The sequence below is a fragment of the Kribbella sp. NPDC002412 genome (genome assembly GCF_053592935.1).
Window position 1 is genome coordinate 41,883 of sequence record NZ_JBSFBL010000020.1, and the last position, 20,692, is coordinate 62,574.

The following is a 20,692-nucleotide window of genomic DNA, read 5'->3' on the forward strand; positions in this document are numbered from 1 at the left end:
ACAACGACGGCGCGGCCGAGTCGGTCGTCCTGCCGACCGAGCTCGTGATCCGCGAGTCGGCCTGAAGCCTAGAGCTGGTCGAGTCCGAGGCCGACCAGGCGATCGCGCAACCACGCCAACTCGCGAGCGATCTTCTTCGCCAAGGTCTCGGGAGTCCGAGGCTTGCGCGTCCAGGCGTACGTCTCGGACTCGAGGTGATGCGTGAGCGGCTGACCACATCCGACCAGCCGGGTCAGACAGTCCTCCAGTACGGCGTTCGTGCTGCTGAGCGGATCCGGCAGCGAGCAATGGGCCGGCAAATGAGCGTGCATCCGCCAAGCCGCATGCCCCGACAACTGATACGCCAGATCCACATCGTCTACTCCAGGACCGCACCACTCCCGGACCTGACGCAGGTACTTCGGATCACCCAGATCAGCCAGCCGCCGCCGGGCAGCCATGTCGGACGGATCCACGAGCTGCGGAGCCGACGCCAACTGCGCCTTCACCACATCCACCCCGGCCCGCCACAAGGTCTCGAACGCATCGACCGGTTCCTCGAACTGCACGGCCAGGTGACACGTGTCGAACCCGAGTCCGATCCGCGACGCACCGCCGTACGGGCTCGCGTAGCGGCTCAGCCAGCCGGCTGCCTGCGGGATCATCTCCAGCACGCAGCCCGGCTCGGGCTCGACCGCGATCCGGATCTTGCGGCCGGTGCGCTGCTCGGTCCGCTCCAAATGCCAGTCCAGCCGCTCGAACGCCTTCTGCGCGGCGGCATCCCGCGACTTCGACCACGGAACCCGCCACGCCAGCGGGATCGTCGAGATCGATCCGTACGACGCGTCCCGCGGCAGCAGGACGGCCAGTACATCGACCAGGTCGAGGGTGTACCGGAGTCGCTCGGGCTCGGTCCAGTCCGGGCAGTAGAGCTTGGTCCCGACGACCTTGTCCTTGGACGCGGAGTGCGCGATCCCGTTGAGCGTCACGACTTCCAGCTGGTTCCGCTTGAGCGCGCGGCGCAGCTTGTTGATCGCAGCCGGCGAGTTGGCCAGCCGGTCGGCCAGCGGGCTCGCGAACCACAGCCCGACCCCCAGCAGCGGTACGTCGAGCTCCTGGCGCACCAGCGACGCACAACCGTCGAGCTCGGCGATCACCCCGTCGAGGTCCTCGGCCGGGTGCACGGTCGAGCTGTAGCCCAGGTGGACGGTCGACCCGTCCCGATGCCGGAACCTCATCCGACCTCCTCACCCCGTCGAGCCACGGAATGTGAGTGAGGGCGGACTTTCCGTGACTCTAATACGCACTGTAGGAGTACAACGACTGAGTGTGAAGGCCTGGTTCCCGTTTGTGACAAGGGATTTAGGCGCCGAGATGCTCGGGCTCGGTGGTGACCAGGTCGCGCGACCGGTCGGCCACGGCCATCGCGGCCAGGGCAGTCGTCAACGGTACGGCGGCGATGATGCCGAGGCTCCCCACCAGACCACGGACCACTTCCATCGCCACCATCTCGGTCGAGATGATGCTCCGGCTGGGCAGGTCCTGGATGGCGAAGACGAGCAGCACCGGCAGCGCGGCACCCGCGTACGCGAGGACCAGGGTGTTGACCACCGAGGCGACGTGGGTCCGGCCGATGCGGAGCCCGGCGCCGATCAACTCGCGCCGGCTTGCCGCCGGGTTCGCCGCGGACAGCTCCCACACAGCCGCCGCCTGCGTGACCGTCACGTCGTCGAGCACACCCAACGCGCCGATCACCATGCCTGCGACCAGCAGACCGGTCAGGTCGATGTTCGGCGCCAGTTGCTGGGCCGCCGACGCCCCCTCGGAGGCCAGCCCACTCAGTTGGCAGAACTTGGTGAAGAACCAGCCCAGCCCGACGGTCATGCCCAGCGCCGCGATCGTGCCGGACAGGGCTATCGAACTCTCCGCGTTGATCCCGTGGGTCAGGAACACAGCGATCGTCATGATGACCGCACCCCCGACCACCGCGACCAGCAACGGGTTCGAGCCCCGGAGAATCGCGGGCAGGATGAACTGGGTCAGCATCACCGCGGTGACCGCCAGCGCGATCAGCGCCGCGAACCCACGCCAGCGCGACAGCGCCACCACCGCGATCGCGAAGATTCCGGCCAGCAGCAGCAGCGGCTTGGTCCGGTCGTGGTCGACGTACACGTATCGCCCGTCGATCGTCTTCGCGTCGGACTGGACGCCGAGCATGACGGACTGGCCGACCTCGATCGGAATCGCGGCCTGCCCGGTCTTCGGGATCTGGACCGGCACCAGTTGCCCCTTGTCCGCACCGCTGGTCAGCTTGACCGACGCCTCGTCGCACTGATCCTTCGCCTCAGCGCACGCCTTGATCGACACGACCTCGCCACGGACGGTCTCGGTCTGGTACGACGCGACCTTCACCCCACTGCCGGGCCACATCACGATCATCGCGATCACCGCGGCCGCGATCAGCGGGACCAGGACCGCGGCGACCACTATCCGGACGCGCCGGGCGACGACCGCGTCCGAGTTCACCACCGAGGTGTCGACCACGTGATCGCCGTGCCCGTGGCCGTGACCATGCCCGTGACCTGCGGGAATGTCGAGTCTGCGGCTGCGGTTGGCCTTGTGGTCGGCTCGTCTGCGCCCGACGTTGCGGCTGGCCATGGTCAACTCCCTGTTTTGACAACCAGTTCCGATTAAATGAAAATGATTGTCATGAGATCTAGTCTTCGTGCTGTCGTCGCCGGCGCCACCGCCTTGGCCGCCGCCCTCACCCTGGCCGGATGCGGCGGCGACTCGCCCGCCGGCTCCGGTGGCGGCAAGCTCGATGTCGTCGCTTCGTTCTACCCGCTCGAGTTCATCGCCCGCACAGTGGGGGGCGACGCGGTGAACGTGACGACCCTGACCGCGCCCGGTGTCGAGCCGCACGACCTCGAGCTCACCCCCAAGCAGGTCGGCGGGATCGCGGAGGCGAAGCTGGTCGTCTACGAGAAGGGCCTGCAGCCGGCCGTGGACGAGGCGATCGCGCAGAACGCGAAGGACGCCGGGTTCGACGTCGCGCCGGCCGCCAAGCTGGAGGACACCGGCGCCGACTTCGAGGAGCACGAGGAGGGCGAGTCGCACGCCGAGGAGGGCGGCGCCACGGCCACGCCGGCCGCGCACACCGACGAGCCCCTGGACCCGCACTTCTGGCTGGACCCGGTCCGCTACGCCGCGGTGATCCAGGCGGTCACCGACAAGCTGGTCGAGACCGACAGCGCGAACGCCGACGGCTACAAGGCCCGGGCCAAGACCCTGCTCGACGAGGTCGGCACGCTCGACTCCGAGTACAAGACCGGGCTGGCGAACTGCAAGCTCAAGACCTTCGTGACGAGCCACCAGGCCTTCGCCTACCTCGCGAAGCGGTACGGTCTGACGATGGTCGGTATCGCCGGGTTCACCCCGGACGCGGAGCCGGCACCGGCGCGGATCAAGGAGGTCCAGGACATCGTGAAGGCCCAGCACGTGACCACGATCTTCTACGAGGAGCTGGTCAGCCCGAAGGTGGCCGAGACGATCGCCCGGGACGTCGGCGTCAAGACCGCCGTACTGAGCCCGATCGAGGGCCTGTCGGACGCCAACTCCCAGGAGACCTACCTGACGCTGATGCGGGAGAATCTCCAGGAGCTCCGGAAGGCGAACAGCTGCGCGTGACACCACAAGAAACTGCGGGGAAGGCCGTCCAGGTCGCCGATCTCTCGGTCGACCTGGGCGGTCGTCTCGTGCTGCGGGGGGTCGATCTCCAGATCCGCCAGGGCGAGGTGGTCGCCGTCCTCGGCACCAACGGCTCCGGCAAGTCCACCCTGATCCGGACCGTGGTCGGCCTGCTGCCGGCGGCCCGCGGCGAGGTCCGCCTCTTCGGTACGCCGGTGCCGCGCTTCCGCGAGTGGCGACGCGTCGGTTACGTCCCACAGCGCATCACCGCGGCGGGCGGCGTACCGGCGACCGTGTTCGAGGTGGTGTCGTCCGGGCTGCTGTCGAAGCGGCGGCTGTTCACTCCGCTGCGCGCGGCGCAGAAGCAGGCGATCGACGAGGCGTTGCAGGTCGTGGACATGGCCGACCGGCGCAAGGACGCGGTCGCCGAGCTGTCCGGTGGGCAGCAGCAGCGGGTGCTGATCGCGCGGGCCCTGGTGTCCGATCCGGAGCTGCTGATCCTCGACGAGCCGACGGCCGGTGTCGACCTGGCCAGCCAGCAGATCTTCGCCGACGCGATCCGGGAGCGGGTCGCCCGCGGCACCACGGTGGTGATGGTCAGCCACGACCTGGGCCCGATGGACGCGCTGATCGACCGTTCCGTGGTCATGCGCCGCGGACGGATCGTGTACGACGGCCCGCCGCACGCCTCGCAGACGCATGCACACGTCCACCACTCCCACGGTGGCGACGAACCCGGGTGGCTGTCGTGATGACGATCTTCCAGCTCGAGTTCATGCAGCGGGCGTTGATCGCCGGGCTGCTGACCGGGCTCTCCGCTCCGGCGATCGGGACCTACCTGGTCCAGCGCCGGCTGTCGCTGATGGGCGACGGCATCGGCCACATCGCGATCACCGGTGTCGCCCTGGGACTGCTCACCGGCAGTGCGCCGGTCCTCACCGCGATCATCGTCTCCATCGCGGGCGCCACTGCGATCGAGCTCGTCCGCGCTCGCGGCAAGGCGAGTGGCGATGTAGCGCTCGCGTTGCTCTTCTACGGCGGTATTGCGGGCGGCGTACTGCTCATCGGCCTGGCTGGACAGGGCGCAGCCACGCTGAACACCTACCTGTTCGGCTCGCTGACCACGGTGTCCCCCAGCGACCTGTACGTCGTCGTCGGGCTGGCTGTCGCCGTACTTGTCGTCGCGATCGGTCTGGGACCGCAGCTGTTCGCTGTGTGCCAGGACGAGGAGTTCGCTCGAGTCACCGGGCTTCGTGTGCAGTTGCTGAACCTGCTGATCGCAGTGATGGCGGCTGTCACCGTGACGGTGGCGATGCGGACGGTGGGGTTGTTGCTGGTCAGTGCGCTGATGGTGGTCCCGGTGGCGACTGCGCAGCAGATCACCCGGTCGTTCCGCAGTACGTTCGTCACCGCCTGTCTGATCGGCGTGCTCGCCTGCCTGGCCGGCATCGTCACGTCGTACAACGCGGACGTGGCTCCCGGCGCGACGATCGTCGTACTGGCGCTGGCTGGGTTCGTGGTGGCGGCCACGGTCGGGACTTTGATCCGGCGGCGGCAGGGACGGGTCGCACCGCTCGCCGACGAGGAGCCGGAGATCGGCGTACCCGAGCCCGAGCCGCACGTGGTGAGCGCTGGGCACCCGCACACGCACAACGCGCAGTGCGGTCACAAGAAGGTCGACCACGGCGATCACGTCGACTACGTGCACGACGGGCACCTGCACGCGGCCCACGGAGATCACTGGGACGAGCACTAGCTTGTTGACTTCTGAGAGAATTGGCGGGGTTACCGGGGAAATCACGGTGACGGAGTGACAGGAGGAACGGTGGCCATCGGAACACGCTCGACCCGTCAGCGCGCTGCGGTCGCGTCCGCGCTCGACAATCTCGACGACTTCCGGACCGCCCAGGAGATCCACCAGGAGCTCCGGTCCGCCGGTGAGGCCGTCGGCCTGACCACGGTCTACCGGACCCTGCAGGCGCTCGCCGACTCCCGTGAGGTCGACGTACTGCGCACCGCCGACGGCGAAACGGCGTACCGGCGCTGCTCGAAGGGACACCATCACCACCTGGTCTGCCGCAACTGCGGCCGCACGGTCGAGGTCGAGGGACCGGCCGTGGAGCGCTGGGCGGACAAGGTCGCGGCCGAGCACGGGTACGCCGACATCAGTCACACCCTGGAGATCTTCGGCACCTGCCAGGAGTGCCAGAAGACCCCCTAGGGTCCCTGAATGTGGCCTAGGTCACCTTTGCCTTTGAGCGCGCTCCAAGGCGTACGGTCGAAGACATGAACACGAGCGGCGTCCTCACCACTCCCGAACGGCGGCAGGCCTTCGTCGACCGCTACGAGGTGCCGCCGCTGTCCCCGCTCGACCCCGAGCTGCTCAAGCTGCTGGAACTCCCGGACGGCCTCCCGGAGCAGCTGAGCATCGCGGAGGCGGCCGAGGTCACCGGGCTGACGGCCCACACGCTGAGGTACTACGAGCGGATCGGGCTGATCCGCGTCGGCCGCGACAGCGCCGGCTACCGGTCCTACGACCGGCAGGCGCTGGCCCGGATCGTGTTCATCACCAGGCTGCGGCTGTCGGACATGCCGATCAGCACGATCAGCCACTACCTGGAGCTGGTCGCGCAAGGCGAGGAGACCGCGCCGCAGCGGCTCGCCCTGATGGAGGAGCACCGGGCGACGATCCAGCGGCGGCTGCGCGAGCTGCAGGCGGCGCTGGCGGTGACCGACTACAAGATCAGCACGTACGGCGGTCACGCCAAACCCTGACCGAATCTCTCCGTGTCTTGGCGGGCCTGGCGGTCTGCCCTGCGGAGCTATGCCTTCTTCGAGGAGATCGACGATGAGACTGGGAAGCACTGGAGCCGAGGTCAGCCGGCTGGGACTGGGCTGCATGGGAATGAGCTACGCGTACGGCGCGACCGACGACACCGAGTCCGTCGCGACCCTGCACCGGGCGCTCGACCTCGGCATCACGTTCCTGGACACGGCCGACATCTACGGCTTCGGCAAGAACGAGGAGCTGGTCGGCCGGACCATCAAGGACCGCCGGGACGAGGTGTTCCTGGCGACCAAGTTCGGCATTGTCGGCAATCCGACGATCCCGGGACAACAGGGTGCCGACGGATCACCGGCGTACGTCCGGTCCGCGATCGACGCCTCCCTCGGGCGGCTGGGCGTCGACCACGTCGACCTGTACTACCAGCACCGCGCCGATCCCGCCGTACCGATCGAGGAGACCGTCGGGGCGATGGCCTCGCTCGTCGAGGCGGGCAAGGTCCGGTACCTCGGGCTGTCCGAGGCGTCGGCGGAGACGATCCGGCGGGCGCACGCCGTGCACCCGATCACCGCGGTGCAGAGCGAGTGGTCGCTGTTCAGCCGGGACATCGAGGAGTCGGTGCTGCCGACCTGCCGCGAGCTCGGGATCGGGGTCGTGCCGTACTCGCCGCTCGGGCGCGGCATGCTGACCGGCACGCTGCCGCGGACCACCGATCTGGCAGCCGACGACTACCGGCGGACGCTGCCACGGTTCTCCGACGAGAACTTCGACGCCAACGCCGCCCTCGTGGAGGAGATCAAGGCAGTCGCCGCGCGGTACGACGCGACGCCCGGCCAGGTCGCGCTCGCCTGGGTGCTTGCGCAGGGCAACGACGTGGCGCCGATCCCGGGAACGAAGCGGCGCAAGTACGTGGAGGAGAACGCGCGGGCCCTGGAGCTGACGTTGTCCGACGACGATCTGGCGTCGCTGTCCAAGCTGACGCCGGTCGGCACGCGGTACCCGGACATGACCTGGGTCAACCGGAGCACCGCACCGCTCGGGTGATAAACTGCTTCGCATCAAGGCCTCCCGCTTCCCGCGGGAGGCTTTTGTGCGTTCTGATGCAGGTCGAGTGAGGAGTCCGATGTCTGATCTGGTCGTACGGCGCGCCGGCTCGGGTGACCGAGTTGTGCTGGAGCGGTTGTGGTTGATGTTCCGGCACGACCTGTCCGAGTTCCAGGGGCAGTTGCCGCGACCCGACGGGAGTTACCGGAGTGAGTGGCTCGAGTCGGTGCTGGACGGCGATCCGAACTGGGCCGGGTACCTCTTCCACACGGGCGAGAACCCGGTGGGGTTTGCCTTCGTCCGGGCGTTGGCGCAGCCGGTGCGGGTGCTGAACGCCTTCTTCATCGTGCGGCCCATGCGACGGCATGGTGTCGGGCTGCGCGCCGTACAGGAGGTTGTCGCGCAACATCCCGGGCCGTGGGAGGTGGCGTTCCAGGAGAGCAACGCGACGGCGGTGCGCTTCTGGCGGCGGGTCGCCGAGTCGGTGTCCGGGCAGGCGTGGTCGGAGGAGAAGCGGCCGGTCGCGGGCGATCCGAGCACGCCGCCGGATGTCTGGATCTCCTTCTAGAACAGGACTACCGAGCGCAGGACGTCGCCGTGGTGCATCTTGGTGAACGCGGCCTCGACCTCGTCCAGCGCGATCGTCTCCGAGACGAAGCGGTCCAGCGGCAGCCGGCCCTGCAGGTGCAGGTCGATCAGCAGCGGGAAGTCGCGGGTCGGCAGGCAGTCGCCGTACCAGCTGGACTTGAGCGAACCGCCGCGGCCGAAGAAGTCGAGCAGCGGCATCTCCAGCGTCATCTCGGGTGTCGGCACCCCGACCAGGACTACGGTGCCGGCCAGGTCGCGGGCGTAGAAGGCCTGCTTCCACGTCTCCGGGCGGCCGACCGCGTCGATCACCACGTCCGCGCCGAACCCGCCGGTCAGCTCCTGGACCTGCGTGACCACGCCGTCGTGGTCGAGGTCCTTGGAGTTGACCGTGTGGGTGGCGCCGAGCTCCTGGGCGACGGCGAGCTTGCGCTCGTCGATGTCGACGGCGATGACCTTCGCCGCGCCGGCCAGGCGGGCTCCGACGACGGCCGCCGTACCGACGCCGCCGCAGCCGATCACGGCGACCGAGTCACCGCGGCCGACGTTGCCGGTGTTCAGGGCGGCGCCGAGGCCGGCCATCACGCCGCAGCCGAGCAGGCCGGCCACCTCCGGCTTGGCGGCCGGGTCGACCTTGGTGCACTGGCCGGCCGCGACCAGCGTCTTCTCGGCGAACGCGCCGATGCCGAGCGCCGGTGAAAGCTCGGTGCCGTCGGCAAGGGTCATCTTCTGCTCGGCGTTGTACGTGCTGAAGCAGTACCACGGGCGGCCGCGCAGGCAGGCGCGGCAGTTGCCACAGACCGCTCGCCAGTTCAGTACGACGAAGTCGCCGGGCTGCACGTCGGTGACGCCGGCGCCGACCGACTCCACGATGCCCGCCGCCTCGTGGCCGAGCAGGAACGGGAAGTCGTCGTTGATGCCGCCTTCGCGGTAGTGCAGGTCGGTATGGCAGACGCCGCACGCCTGCACCTTGACCACGGCCTCCCCCGGCCCGGGATCCGGGATCGTGATCTCCTCGATCGAGACCGGCTGCCCCTTACCCGCCGCCACCACACCACGCACCGTCTGAGCCATCCCCCGACGCTAGCCGCAACCACCCCACCCCGTCAGCACCCCCGGCGCGCCGCCCAGCCCCCAGAACCCACGCCCGCCGGGCACATCCCGCTCCCGCCCGGGGGTGCCGGCTTCCCCACCACAGCGCACCGCCGCAGGCGGCGCCCTCCCCACCAGTGCACACCGCTGGGGCAGGCGGCACCATCCCCACCACAGCGCGCCACCAGGGACGGCAGCCTCCCCACCACAGCACACGCCGCAGGCGGCGCCCTCCCCACCAGTGCACACCGCCGAAGCGGGCGGCACCATCCCGACCTCAGCACACCGCCGGGCACGGCAGCACCATCCCCACCACAGCGCGCCACCAGGGACGGCAGCCTCCCCACCACAGCGCACCGCCGCAGGCGGCGCCCTCCCCACCAGTGCACACCGCTGGGGCGGGCGGCACCATCCCGACCACGGCACACCGCCAGAGGCGGCCGCCTCCCCACCACAGCACACCGCCGGGGACGGCAGCGCTCTCCCCACCACAGCACGCCACCAGGGGCGGCGGCCTCCCCCACAACACCACCAGGGGCGGCGGCCTCCCCACCACGGCACACCGCCAGCGGCTCGGCGTCGTATCGGCGGTTGTCCACCGGTTGGGGGACAGGGGGTCAGCCGGGTGGTGCTCCCGGGGTGGGGTGGTTGGGCGGGAGGGTTGGAGGCATGGAAACAGATACAGCTGTGAGGGTGCGGGGGCTGGTGAAGCGGTACCCGGACAAGGTCGCGGTGGACGGGGTGGACCTGGACATCCACCGGGGTGAGGTGTTCGCGCTGCTCGGCCCGAACGGCGCCGGCAAGACGACGACCGTGGAGATCCTGGAGGGGTATCGCCACGCCGACGCCGGCGAGGTCAGCGTGCTCGGCGCCGACCCAGGGCGCGGTGACCGGCACTGGCGGTCGCGGATCGGGATCGTCGCCCAGACGTCCCGCGACGAGGCCGAGCTGTCCGTCGCCGAGCTCGTGAAGCACTACGCCGGCTACTACCCGAACCCCCGGGACCCCGACGAGGTGATCGCAGCGGTCGGCCTCGAGGAGAAGCGCCGTACCCGGACCCGCAAGCTGTCCGGCGGCCAGCGCCGCCGCCTCGACGTCGCGCTCGGCGTGATCGGCAACCCGGAACTGCTGTTCCTGGACGAGCCGACGACCGGTTTCGACCCCGAAGCACGCCGCCAGTTCTGGACCCTGATCGAGAACCTGCGGACCGCGGGCACCACGATCCTGCTCACCACCCACTACCTGGACGAGGCGGAGCACCTGGCCGACCGGGTCGGCGTGATCGCCGACGGCCGGATGGTCGAGGTCGCGACGCCGGAGACGCTCGGCGGGCGCGGCGCCCGGACCGCGCGGGTCTCCTGGCTGTCCGCGGACGGGATGCGCGAGATCCGCACCGACCAGCCGACCGCCGAAGTGGCCCGGCTGATGGCGGAGTACGGCGGTGAGGTGCCCGAGCTGGAGGTACAGCGGCCGAGCCTGGAAGACATCTACCTGGACCTGATCGGATCGGTCGCGGCCGCTCCGGTGCTGGAAGGAGCAGTGCAGTGAGCGTCATCGAAAGGAGTCGCGCGGTGAGCACCCCGTTGCCGTCGCCGATGAAGGTCGGGCTGTCCCGGACCGGGCTGGAGGTGAAGCAGTTCTTCCGCGAACGCGAGCAGCTGATCTTCACCTTCTTCTTCCCGATCATCTTCCTCGGCATCTTCTCCGCCGTGTTCAGCGGCACCGACTTCTCCGGCGGCGTCAACGCCGCCACCTACTTCACCCCGGGGATGATTGCGTCCGGCATCTTCCTGACCAGCTTCCAGTCGCTCGCCATCACGATCGCGATGGAACGCGACGAGGACCTGCTGAAGCGCCTTCGCGGCACGCCGATGTCGCCGCAGGCGTACTTCATCGGCAAGATCGGGCTGGTCCTGGTCACCTCGATCCTGCAGTTCGGCCTGCTGCTCGCGATCGCCGGACTGCTGCTCGGTGTCGACATTCCGACCGAGCCGGTGAAGTGGCTGCACTTCCTCTGGATCTTCGTCCTCGGTACGGCGTCCGGGTCGGTGCTCGGGATCGCGTTCTCCGTCGTGCCGAAGTCGGGCAAGGCCGCGTCGGCGGTGGTGACGCCGGTCGTCCTGCTGCTGCAGTTCATCTCCGGGGTGTACTTCGTCTACAGCAGCCTGCCGGCGTGGATGCGGTCGGTCGCGGAGGTCTTCCCGCTGAAGTGGCTCGCGCAGGGGATGCGGTCGGTGTTCCTGCCGGACGGCTTCGAGGCGAACGAGCCGGGCGGGTCGTGGCAGCTCGGTCTCGGCGCCGTGGTCCTGACGGCGTGGCTGGTCGTCGGTCTGATCGTCGCTCAGCGGGTGTTCCGCTGGACCCGCCGGGACGCGGGTTGATTGTCGACAATCAGATGAGAGGAAGATAGACATCGTGGAACAGACCCGGGTGGTGGACGAGCCGATCTGGATGCGGACGCTGATCGGCTGGCACATCGTGTTCTGGGTCCTGCTGGCGCTGACGTTCGCCGTCTCGTTCTCGGCCGACCTCAGCACCGGTCGCCGGATTGCCTACACGAGTGCGACCGTGGTGGCCGGGGCGGCGTACCAGTTCCTCGGGTTGCCCGCGATCACGTCCCGTCGGCGGCTGCCGTCGTACAGCTATCGGATCGTGTTGATCGCGTGCCTGATGGTGCTGGTCGCGCTGTATCCGCAAGCGGTGTTCCTGATGTTCATCGCGTCGGCGCAGATGTGGCTGCTCTGCGAGCGGGTGCGTGAGGCCGCGGCGTTCAGCCTGCTGCTGGTGGTCGGCGTCGGCTCGGCGCAGCTGTGGAGCGCCGGCTGGGGCTGGGACGCGTTCTGGTCGGTCCTGCCCTGGATGGCGGTCAGCCTGGTGGTGAGCCTGCTGTTCGGGATCTGGATCGAACGGGTGATCACCCAGAGCGAGCAGCGGGCCGAGCTGATCCGCGAGCTGCAGTCGGCGCGCGACGAGCTCGCCGAGGCGCACCACAGCGCCGGTGTGATGGCCGAGCGGGAGCGGATGGCGCGCGAGATCCACGACACCCTCGCGCAAGGCATGACCAGCATCGTGATGCTCGCCCAGACCGCCGCGGTCGAGCTGCAGCGCGGCGGGACAGACGGTGCCGCGGCCCGGCTGGCGGCGATCGAGGACACCGCCCGGGAGAACCTGGCCGAAGCGCGGGCGCTGGTAGCCGCGTTCACCCCGGTTGCGTTGTCCGAGGCAACGTTGACAGAGGTGCTGCGCCGGCAGGCCGAGCGGTTCGCGGCCGAGACCGGCGTCGACGTCCAGGTGTCGCTCGACCTGCCGGACGAGGAGGTCGCCGCGCTGCCGCAGGCTCAGCAGGTAGTGCTGTTGCGATCGGCCCAGGAGGCGCTGGCCAACGTGCGGAAGCACGCGGCCGCGACGCAGGTGCTGATCACGCTGGGTATTTCGGACGACGGCGTGTGGATCGAGATCCGCGACGACGGGACCGGGTTCACGCCGTCGACGGCCGATGCCGGGTACGGGCTGGCGGCGATGCGCGGGCGGGTCGAGGAGTCGGGTGGTTCGGTACAGGTGGAGAGCGCGCCGGGTCAGGGCACCCGGGTGCAGGTGTTGATCCCAGCGGAGGACGCGTGATTCGGGTAGTGGTGGTTGACGACCATCCGGTGGTGCGGTCGGGGCTGGCCGGGATGCTCGCCGTGACCGAGGACATCTCGGTCGTCGGCGAGGCAGGCGACGGCGCGGAGGCTCTGGCGCTGGTGGAGTCGACCAAGCCGGACGTCGTACTGATGGATCTGCGGATGCCGCGCATGGACGGGGTGGCCGCGACCGGGGCGATCGTTTCCGGGTACCCGTCGACGCGGGTGCTTGTTCTTACGACGTACGACACGGACACCGACATCCTGCACGCCGTCGAGGCCGGCGCCGCGGGCTACCTGCTGAAGGACACGCCGCATGCGGACCTGCTCGACGGGATCCGCGCCGCGGCGCGTGGCGAGACGGTCCTGGCGCCGCCGGTCGCCGCGCGGCTGATGTCTCGGCTACGCACGCCGGCCGCGCCGGCCAGCGCTCAACCGTCGCCTCGGGAGCTCGAGGTGCTGGCGGCGGTCGCCCGCGGGCTGAGCAACGCCGAGATCGGCCGCGAGCTCTTCATCGGCGAAGCCACCGTCAAGACCCACCTGCAACGCCTCTTCACCAAGCTCGACGTCGACGACCGCACCCGAGCCGTCACCGTAGCCATAGAACGAGGCCTACTCCCCTCCCCCGGCCGCTGAGCTATAGGTCGAGTCCGGCCACCAGCACGCCGGCCGTGTGACAGCGGCGCCTACTGACCTGCCGTCTGCGACTTGGGGATCGGCTAGTTGGTGCGGGGTCGACCGCACTGATGATCAGCGCTCGGTCTCGGTTGCCTCGCGGGCCAGGCGGTCGTCTTCGGCCAGGGCGGCGCGCAGGACGTCACCTACGCGACGGACCTCCTCCTGGGCGGCCCGCAGTTCCCGCTCCACCGCCTGCTGCGGCGTCTCATCCGTCGGCTGGTCCGGCACGTCGTACTCCCTTGTCCTGGGTCAGTCGTCCAACGAGCCTAGACGCACCTCAGTCCACCGCCGTTCCCCTGCGCGACCACGGTCCGACCTGCGCGGCAGCGCCGTACGGCGATCGGGTCTGGTGCGACGGTCAGAGTTTGTACTGCGGTCAGGCCGGGGCGACCGGGTTGGGGATGGCGCCGCCGTAGCGGCGATCGCGCTGGGCGTACAGCTCGATCGCGCGCCACAGGTCGCGGCGGTCGAAGTCCGGCCAGAGCGTGTCCAGGAAGACCATCTCGGCGTACGCGAGCTGCCAGACCAGGAAGTTCGACGTCCGCTGCTCACCCGACGAGCGGACGAACAGGTCCACCTCGGGGATGTCCGGCGCGTACAGGTGCCGGGCGACCGTCTGCTCGGTGATCCGGTCCGGCTTGAGCTTGCCGTCGGCAACGTCTCGCGCGATCGACCGCATCGCGTCCGCGAGCTCGGCGCGACCGCCGTAGTTCACGCAGAACTGCAGCGTGATCGTGTCGTTGTGCTTGGTCCGCTCCTGCGCGTACTCGAGCTCGTCGATCACGCTCTTCCACAACCGCGGCCGCCGCCCGGACCACACCACCCGCACACCCATCGCGTCCAGCTCGTCGCGCCGGCGGTGGATCACCTCCCGGTTGAACCCCATCAGGAAGCGCACCTCCTCGGGCGAACGGGCCCAGTTCTCGGTCGAGAACGCGTACGCCGAGATGTACTTCACCCCGATCTCGATCCCGCCCTTGATCACGTCCAGCAGCGACGCCTCGCCCGCCTTGTGCCCCTCGGTCCGCGGCAGCCCACGCTGCTTGGCCCACCGCCCGTTCCCGTCCATCACGATCGCCACGTGCTTCGGAACCAGCTCCGCCGGAATCACCGGCGGCCGAGCCCCCGAAGGATGCCCCTCCGGCGCCACCACCACCTTCTGCCCACCCCGCGACTCCAACCCCCGACCCCGACGACGACCAATAGGCGACATAACCAGCATCCTCCCCTACCCCCCAACCCTGTGGATAACCTCCCCCACCACCGACCCTCCGTGTGCCACGCTGACACCAACCGTCACCGGATCAGGGAGCCACAAGCTCGTGAACATCGACGTACTACCGAGTCAGTCCGAGGTCTTTCTGCTCGCCGGCGACGACGACAGACGACTCGTCCCGGGCGGTCCTGCCCTGACAACCCCAGATGGAACGAGGCACGAGATCCCGCCCACCGTCTTCGCGGCCATGCAGTACGTCGAGGCGGCGATGCGACAGGGCTTCGCCGTACAGATCACCGCGCTCCGCCACGAACTCCCCATCCACGAAGCGGCCGGCGCAATCGGCATGGCCTCTGACGAGCTACGGGCCTACGCTGCCGAGGGCGCACTGCCGTTCCGCACAACCGAGTACACCGACTGGGTCCAACTGACCGACGTTCTCGCCCTCGAAGCACGGCTGCGGACCCAACGCCGAGCCGCCCTGGACGAGATGCTCAAAGAGTCCGTGTACGACGATGACGACGCACCGGAGACGCGTCCCGACCGCGATGCCTGAGCCGCTGAAGCGTGCGTTCCCTGATGTGACCGTCCTCCGCGGACACCTGCAGACCGATGTCCTGCTGACACTCGCGCATCCCGGCGCCTTTCAGCCCGCTGATCCGCAGAGGAACTGACGAAGTCGACAGTCCTGGTGACCGAGAACGTGAAGGACTTCAACCCGCCCGCCCCCCGGCCATGCCGGTCGAGTAGACGTCGCGGATCCTGAACTGCCTCCTGTGCGACAACCCCGGCCGCTGAGCCGGCGAGGTCGGCACACGCGGTCGCCCTCGACGACGTCTCGCCGTCGTCCGCCGCCGGCAGGCCGCGCGCCACCCCGCCGAAGGCCCGCAAGTCAACCCAGCGCAGAGTCCTCCGGCGAACGAGAGGTCTGAGCCGCAGCAACCGCTGGTCGATCACGCCGCCCCGCTGGCGAACGTCACATGACTGCAGTTGAGGACGCGGCTTCCATACCAGCGAGAGGTGGTCAGCGGCCGGCTACCGCGGCTCGTCCGCACACCTCACGAGCAAGGGCGTGCCGACAGCGGTGGTGCGGTCGCCGCGCCCTCCGGAGCAACCAGGACCGGGCGGAGGTCGGTAACGCGAAGGGAGGTTGAGCGGCTGAAGTTGAGGGGGATGTCGCCCTGGAGACCGCCGCCAGTCCAGTGGACGTTCCAGTAGGTGGTTGCTGTCACTTGGAACTTCCCGGTCGGCTCGCAGCGGGAGGTCTTGCGGTACTTGTGGCCGCACGTGGGGGACGGCGGGATCTCCTTCAGCGACTTGCCTTCCGCGTAGGAGCGGGTGAACGGCGTACCGCCGCCCTTGCAGGTCACCTTGTCGCCCGCACCCATGGTCCACTCGATCCGATCCACCGTCCCGGTAGCCACGATAGTGACCCCATCGAGCGTCGCCTGCTTGGTCAACGGACCAGTGGTGTTCTCCCCCGGATCCGTGACCCACATCCAGATCGGCACATTCACAACGCCATCACCCGCGGCACTCTGCACGTACGGCGACAACCCAAGCTGCGGCGCCCTGAACGCCATACTCTCCACCACCCGCCGAGCCACCACCCGAGGATCAGCCACCGCAGGCTGCCCCGGCTCGCGGACAACCGACTCGAACCGCTCGATACCAACCGGCCTTCCGTCGACCACGTCCAGCAGCACCCAGCAGGCGTAGAACCTGGTTCCCGGCGGATAGTCGCTAGCCGAGTTGACCAGGGAGCTCAGTTGCGCCTGCGGCGTCAAGTAGCATCCCGACGCCGCATCCCAGAACCCTTCCGCCATGCGACACGGAATCGGCTTCCCCTTGCCGACACATCCCGACGTGCCTGCGGGCTTCGATCCAGGAGCCTTCCCATCCGACCCCGCCCCCTCCTTCCCGTCATTACCGATGGCCACATCGCATTTACCAGTGAGAATGCTGATCGTGCAGTCCGGCGGCTGAATCGACGGAGTCGGCTGCCGCTCGCCGGCAACAGCGTGCGATGTCCCGAGGATCGCGAGAATGACCGAGGCCGCGAGGAGTCTAAGGGTCAGCATTTCCCGCCCTTCCTGCTCTGCGGGTAGTCCGCTTTCCAACTGCCTTGCAGGCGGCGCATCCGCATCTCGTCGATGATCTCTGTCGGAGTCCCGGGGACCTTGACGCTCTTGCCATTGGCATCGACGGCCGTGGCTTGCGAAGCGTCGACGCAAGCTTGCAGGGTCATCTCAGTGATCTGACCGCTTGCATCCGGCTTGCCCACCGTCAGTGGTTTGACCCACATCACCTGCTGGCGACCAATACTTCGCCACTTCTTGCCGCGGAACGTGTCCGCCTGATTGAGTTCCGCCGCCAACATCACTCCACTGGCGTACTTCTTCAGTTCGGTGACGTTCACACCCCCGCTGGCGCCAGCAACGTCAGTTGCAGCGATGAACTTGCGGTAGGCCTCAGACGCCGCCGACACTGCGCTGGCTTGTGCCGACTCCGTGGGGGTCGGTGTTGGTGAGTTTGTGATGGTTGATGGGGTGAAGGGTGGAGGCGTGGCGCTGTCGGTCGAGTCGCACGCGGGCAGGCACGTCAGAACTGCGAAGCCGGACGTTACTGCCACCAACTGCCTGATCATCCACTGCCTCCGGACCGTACGCGGAACTACTGAGAGTGCAACTGTTTCATACGTACGGTTCCCGCAGTCGAAGTTATCCACAGGGCTTCAGGCGATAGCTGGGTCGGCCGTGGACCGAGGTCTCACGACGGTGGCCGCGGCCGAGACCGAGCAGCGCGTTCAGCACTGTGCCCACTGGTTCTCGCCCTTGACGACCTTCCAGGATCCCTGGACGAGTTGCAGGTCTCGGTTGTCGAGCCAACGGGTTGGGGTGCCGGGTGGCCTGATGCTCTTGCCGGCTGCGTCGACGGCCTGAGTTTTGGACGTGTCCACACAGGCTTGGACAGACGCTGTCGTGAACTCTCCAGCAGTCGCTCCGCCGAGCTTGATCGGCTTGGCCCAGATGACGTCCGGGATCCCGATGGTCTTGATCTTTCGGCCTCGATAGTTCTCGGCCTGGATCTCGGAGACGCGGAGCTCGACGCCCGCCGCCACGGACGGCAGGTTCTCCACCTCGGTGCCCCCGCTTGCCGTCATCTCGTTGATGACCTGGATGTAGCGGCGGTAGGCGGCCACGGCTGCTTCGCCTGCCTGCTGGGATGGGTTGGCGGGGTTGGGGTGGTGCTGGTGGCGGGGGTTAAGGGTGAGGGTTTGGGGTTTTCGGGGGCGCAGGCGGGGAGGGTGGCGACTGTGGTGATGAGGGCTGCGGTCGCTAGTCGCCTGGGCATGCGGGAGACTCCGGAACCGGGGTGGAACTAGGTTTCTGTGCGAGGGCCGTGCCTGTTGCGATCACAATGGTTGGCACCGGGATCCCTGGTTGAGGCCCCTCGTGACCTTCCAGGTGCCTGCGATGAGTTGTAGGTCTCTGTTGTCGAGCCAGCGGGTTGGGGTGCCGGGGAGCTTGACGTTCTTGCCGGTTGAGTCGACGGCTTGTGTTTTCGAGGTGTCCAGGCAGGCCTGCACGGATGCTGTGGCGCCGGCTACCTGGACGGGTTTGGCCCAGACGATCTCGGTCGCTCCGATGGCTCGTATCTTCTGGCCGCGGTAGTTCTCGGCTTCGATCTGGGAGGCGCGGAGTTCGACGCCGGCGGCGACCGACGGGAGGTTCTTTACGTCGGTGCCTCCGCTTCTCATCATTGCGTCGGTCACCTGGATGTAGCGGCGGTAGGCGGCTACGGCTGCTTCGGCGGCCTGTTGGGAGGGGGTGGCGGGGGTTGGGGTGGTGCTGGTGGTGGGTGTGGGGGTGAAGGGTGGGGGCTTGGGGTTTTCGGGGGTGCAGGCGGGGAGGGTGGCGACTGTGGTGATGAGGGCTGCGGTGGCTAGTCGCCTGGGCATGGGGGGAGCCTCCGGGGACGGGTGGGGACTACTGAGGGTGTAACTGTTTCATACGTTCGGTTCCGGGTGGTGGGGGTTATCCACAGGTGAGCCGGTGGTTGAAATAGAGTTTGGGTGTGGCCGGGCCTAGTAGTGACTCGCGGATTTACCTGCTGGAGTCGGATGAGAGTCGGGTGGTGCCGAACGGGCCGGCTGTGGTGGGGCCGGATGGGGTGCGGGAGGAGATTCCGGCGCAGGTGTTCCGGGCGGTTCGGCATGTGATCGAGGCGATGCGGGCGGGGCAGGCGGTGAAGGTGACGCCGTTGCGGCCCGAGTTGCCGATCGACGAGGCGGCCGACGCGATCGGGATGGGCCGGGACGATCTGCGCGCGTACGTTGCCGAGGGCGCCGTTCCCTTCCGGTCGTCGGAGTACGTCGACTGGGTCCGCCTGTCCGACGTGATCGCCTGGGACACCAAGCGCCGGCAGGAACGGAGCGCGGCGCTGGACGAACTGCTGGACGACGAGCCTTGGGACGCGGCCGACGACGACGGACGGCAGTCGTGACCGAGTCGGCGCCTGGTACGCCGTCGCGGCCGGAGCGGGCGTTCCTCGACGCGAACGTGATTCGTGGTCAGCTGACCAACGACATCCTGATGTCGATGGCGCATCGGGACACCTTCGAGCCACGCTGGTCGCAGCATGTCCTCGACGAGATGCGCCGTAATCGGCCGCCCGGGGTGTCCGAGGAGAAGATCGACAAGCGCATCGCCATGATGAACAAGGTCTTCCCGCGGGCGATGACCAGCGGCCATGAGGGTCTGGAGCCGCAGATGCAGGCCGACCCGAAGGACAAGCATGTGCTCGCGGCCGCCGTACACAGCGAGTCGAGTGTGCTGGTCACCGACAACGTGAAGGACTTCCACCCGCCGTCGTCCGGGCCGCACGCGATGCGCGTCGAGAAGCTGTCCCAGTTCCTGAACCGCAAGCTGCAGGAAGACCCGCAGCGGGTGCAGTCGGCGCTGCAGGACATGGTCGATCGCAACAAGCGCGACCCGCGAACCATGTCCCAGCTCATCGACAAGATGGCCACCCAGCCGGAGCTGCGCTCGTTCGCCCAGAACCTGAACTCCGTCGTACCGCCCGACCAGCGGGGCACCGCCGAGGTGCTCACCGCCAACCAGCGAGGCTCGGCCGCATCGAAGGCCTTCAGCGGTCTGCCGTCGCCAGCGGCACAGGCCCCCACCACGACCCCCGAAGCCCGCAAGGGCACCCAGCAATCCACGGAACGCGCCAAGAGCTCCGAGCAGGAGGTCTAGGACCCCGTACTCAGGTCCAGGTGCGGCAAGGACCGGAGTTGGTGCTCCTGGTGGTAGGTGAAGAATGCGGCGATAAGACCGGTGGCCTCTCGGCGGGTACGGGGGTCGGCCTGAAGCGCAGTGGGCCAGTCGCCGGTCAGCAGGGCGGCCAGGTGCGTGACGGTGCCGGGCGACGGCATGGCCGAGGCCGGCGGGCGGCAGCTGGTGCAGACCATGCCACCGGCGGCGGGGTTGAAGGCCCGGTGGGGGCCCTCCTCGCCGCAGCGGGCGCAGTCGGCGAAGGAGGGTGCATAGCCGCTGATGGCCAGCGAGCGGAGGAGGAACGAGTCGAGAACCAGGGCTGGTTCGCGTTCGCCGGTGGACAGGACGCGGAGGGCGCCGGCCAGTAGCAGGTGCTGCTGGGTGGCAGGTTCCTTCTCCTCGACGACCAGGCGGTCCGCGGTCTCCAGCAGGACCGTGCCGGTCGTGTACCGCGCGTAGTCGTTGACGATCCCCTCGCCGTACGCCGCGATCGACACGGCCTGCGTGACCACGTCGAGGGTGCGGCCGGTGGCGAGTTGCAGGTCGACGTGGCTGAACGGCTCGAGGCGGGCGCCGAAGCGGGACGACGTACGGCGGACGCCCTTCGCGACGGCGCGGATCTTGCCGCGACCGCGGGTCAGCAGCGTGGCGATCCGGTCCGCCTCACCCAGCTTCTGGGTGCGCAGCACGATCGCCTCATCACGGTAGAGCGGCACCCGTTCAG

24 protein-coding genes are annotated in these 20,692 nt (G+C 68.6%); 14 read left to right on the plus strand and 10 right to left on the minus strand.

Annotation, left to right across the window (positions count from 1 at the left end):
• Positions 1-68: 68 nt before the first annotated feature.
• Positions 69-1,217, minus strand: coding sequence for a metabolite traffic protein EboE (gene eboE, locus ACWCOV_RS17985; RefSeq protein ID WP_449830389.1), 1,149 nt, complete (start codon positions 1,215-1,217; stop codon positions 69-71).
• Positions 1,218-1,341: 124 nt separating this feature from the next.
• Entirely contained in the window at positions 1,342-2,637 is a 1,296-nt protein-coding gene (locus tag ACWCOV_RS17990) for a YibE/F family protein (protein WP_449830390.1), read from the minus strand.
• Positions 2,638-2,688: 51 nt separating this feature from the next.
• On the opposite strand from ACWCOV_RS17990, the gene ACWCOV_RS17995 reads away from it, so the two are divergent.
• The 7 genes from ACWCOV_RS17995 to ACWCOV_RS18025 all read left to right on the plus strand — a co-directional run bounded on the left by ACWCOV_RS17995 (position 2,689) and on the right by ACWCOV_RS18025 (position 8,063).
• Positions 2,689-3,666 (plus strand): metal ABC transporter substrate-binding protein, encoded by a 978-nt coding sequence (locus ACWCOV_RS17995; RefSeq protein ID WP_449830391.1) that lies wholly within the window; start codon positions 2,689-2,691, stop codon positions 3,664-3,666.
• Positions 3,663-4,418 carry a metal ABC transporter ATP-binding protein gene (locus ACWCOV_RS18000; RefSeq protein ID WP_449830392.1) on the plus strand — a complete coding sequence of 252 codons (756 nt, stop codon included), beginning with the start codon at positions 3,663-3,665 and terminating at the stop codon, positions 4,416-4,418. Before ACWCOV_RS17995 ends, ACWCOV_RS18000 begins: the two co-directional genes overlap by 4 nt.
• Positions 4,418-5,422, plus strand: coding sequence for a metal ABC transporter permease (locus ACWCOV_RS18005; protein ID WP_449830479.1), 1,005 nt, complete (start codon positions 4,418-4,420; stop codon positions 5,420-5,422). The genes ACWCOV_RS18000 and ACWCOV_RS18005 overlap by 1 nt, the downstream gene beginning before the upstream one ends.
• 69 nt (positions 5,423-5,491) lie before the next feature.
• Positions 5,492-5,887 carry a Fur family transcriptional regulator gene (locus ACWCOV_RS18010; protein WP_449830393.1) on the plus strand — a complete coding sequence of 132 codons (396 nt, stop codon included), beginning with the start codon at positions 5,492-5,494 and terminating at the stop codon, positions 5,885-5,887.
• A 65-nt stretch (positions 5,888-5,952) separates the two neighbouring features.
• Complete coding sequence (locus tag ACWCOV_RS18015; RefSeq protein ID WP_449830394.1) at positions 5,953-6,441, plus strand: MerR family transcriptional regulator; 489 nt, start codon at positions 5,953-5,955, stop codon at positions 6,439-6,441.
• 73 nt (positions 6,442-6,514) lie between these two features.
• Complete coding sequence (locus ACWCOV_RS18020; protein ID WP_449830395.1) at positions 6,515-7,495, plus strand: aldo/keto reductase; 981 nt, start codon at positions 6,515-6,517, stop codon at positions 7,493-7,495.
• A 79-nt stretch (positions 7,496-7,574) separates the two neighbouring features.
• Positions 7,575-8,063: a GNAT family N-acetyltransferase gene (locus tag ACWCOV_RS18025; RefSeq protein ID WP_449830396.1), complete on the plus strand. Its 489-nt coding sequence runs from the start codon at positions 7,575-7,577 to the stop codon at positions 8,061-8,063.
• Here the strand turns inward: ACWCOV_RS18025 and ACWCOV_RS18030 are convergent.
• Positions 8,060-9,154, minus strand: a complete 1,095-nt coding sequence (locus tag ACWCOV_RS18030; protein ID WP_449830397.1) for an S-(hydroxymethyl)mycothiol dehydrogenase — start codon at positions 9,152-9,154, stop codon at positions 8,060-8,062. The two genes, ACWCOV_RS18025 and ACWCOV_RS18030, sit on opposite strands and share 4 nt — an antisense overlap.
• A 723-nt stretch (positions 9,155-9,877) precedes the next feature.
• Here ACWCOV_RS18030 and ACWCOV_RS18035 point away from each other — a divergent pair.
• The 4 genes from ACWCOV_RS18035 to ACWCOV_RS18050 are packed head-to-tail and all read left to right on the plus strand — an operon-like array spanning position 9,878 to position 13,431.
• Complete coding sequence (locus tag ACWCOV_RS18035; protein WP_449830398.1) at positions 9,878-10,720, plus strand: ABC transporter ATP-binding protein; 843 nt, start codon at positions 9,878-9,880, stop codon at positions 10,718-10,720.
• Positions 10,721-10,743: 23 nt separating this feature from the next.
• Positions 10,744-11,553, plus strand: a complete 810-nt coding sequence (locus tag ACWCOV_RS18040; protein ID WP_449830399.1) for an ABC transporter permease — start codon at positions 10,744-10,746, stop codon at positions 11,551-11,553.
• A gap of 34 nt (positions 11,554-11,587) precedes the next feature.
• Positions 11,588-12,793: an ATP-binding protein gene (locus tag ACWCOV_RS18045; RefSeq protein WP_449830400.1), complete on the plus strand. Its 1,206-nt coding sequence runs from the start codon at positions 11,588-11,590 to the stop codon at positions 12,791-12,793.
• Positions 12,790-13,431 (plus strand): response regulator transcription factor, encoded by a 642-nt coding sequence (locus ACWCOV_RS18050; protein WP_360531588.1) that lies wholly within the window; start codon positions 12,790-12,792, stop codon positions 13,429-13,431. The genes ACWCOV_RS18045 and ACWCOV_RS18050 overlap by 4 nt, the downstream gene beginning before the upstream one ends.
• Before the next feature lie 114 nt (positions 13,432-13,545).
• Here the strand turns inward: ACWCOV_RS18050 and ACWCOV_RS18055 are convergent, their stop codons facing one another.
• Both ACWCOV_RS18055 and ACWCOV_RS18060 read right to left on the minus strand, forming a co-directional pair.
• Complete coding sequence (locus ACWCOV_RS18055; protein ID WP_449830401.1) at positions 13,546-13,701, minus strand: hypothetical protein; 156 nt, start codon at positions 13,699-13,701, stop codon at positions 13,546-13,548.
• A gap of 148 nt (positions 13,702-13,849) precedes the next feature.
• A complete protein-coding gene (locus ACWCOV_RS18060; RefSeq protein ID WP_449830402.1) occupies positions 13,850-14,686 on the minus strand; it encodes an isoprenyl transferase in 837 nt (278 codons plus the stop codon).
• Between the two features lie 109 nt (positions 14,687-14,795).
• On the opposite strand from ACWCOV_RS18060, the gene ACWCOV_RS18065 reads away from it, so the two are divergent.
• Entirely contained in the window at positions 14,796-15,245 is a 450-nt protein-coding gene (locus ACWCOV_RS18065; RefSeq protein WP_449830403.1) for a hypothetical protein, read from the plus strand.
• 502 nt (positions 15,246-15,747) lie between these two features.
• Here the strand turns inward: ACWCOV_RS18065 and ACWCOV_RS18070 are convergent.
• From ACWCOV_RS18070 to ACWCOV_RS18085, 4 genes are all read right to left on the minus strand, one after another.
• Positions 15,748-16,770 carry a hypothetical protein gene (locus ACWCOV_RS18070; RefSeq protein ID WP_449830404.1) on the minus strand — a complete coding sequence of 341 codons (1,023 nt, stop codon included), beginning with the start codon at positions 16,768-16,770 and terminating at the stop codon, positions 15,748-15,750.
• Positions 16,764-17,336, minus strand: a complete 573-nt coding sequence (locus tag ACWCOV_RS18075) for a hypothetical protein (protein WP_449830405.1) — start codon at positions 17,334-17,336, stop codon at positions 16,764-16,766. The genes ACWCOV_RS18070 and ACWCOV_RS18075 overlap by 7 nt, the downstream gene beginning before the upstream one ends.
• Before the next feature lie 159 nt (positions 17,337-17,495).
• Positions 17,496-17,891, minus strand: coding sequence for a hypothetical protein (locus tag ACWCOV_RS18080; RefSeq protein ID WP_449830406.1), 396 nt, complete (start codon positions 17,889-17,891; stop codon positions 17,496-17,498).
• 213 nt (positions 17,892-18,104) lie between these two features.
• Positions 18,105-18,464, minus strand: coding sequence for a hypothetical protein (locus ACWCOV_RS18085; RefSeq protein ID WP_449830407.1), 360 nt, complete (start codon positions 18,462-18,464; stop codon positions 18,105-18,107).
• Positions 18,465-18,826: 362 nt separating this feature from the next.
• On the opposite strand from ACWCOV_RS18085, the gene ACWCOV_RS18090 reads away from it, so the two are divergent.
• Both ACWCOV_RS18090 and ACWCOV_RS18095 read left to right on the plus strand, forming a co-directional pair.
• A complete protein-coding gene (locus tag ACWCOV_RS18090) occupies positions 18,827-19,195 on the plus strand; it encodes a hypothetical protein (RefSeq protein WP_449830408.1) in 369 nt (122 codons plus the stop codon).
• Positions 19,192-19,947, plus strand: a complete 756-nt coding sequence (locus ACWCOV_RS18095) for a PIN domain-containing protein (protein WP_449830409.1) — start codon at positions 19,192-19,194, stop codon at positions 19,945-19,947. The genes ACWCOV_RS18090 and ACWCOV_RS18095 overlap by 4 nt, the downstream gene beginning before the upstream one ends.
• Here ACWCOV_RS18095 and recO read toward each other — a convergent pair.
• Positions 19,944-20,684 (minus strand): DNA repair protein RecO, encoded by a 741-nt coding sequence (gene recO / locus ACWCOV_RS18100; RefSeq protein WP_449830410.1) that lies wholly within the window; start codon positions 20,682-20,684, stop codon positions 19,944-19,946. The genes ACWCOV_RS18095 and recO overlap by 4 nt on opposite strands.
• Between the last annotated feature and the right edge of the window lie 8 nt (positions 20,685-20,692).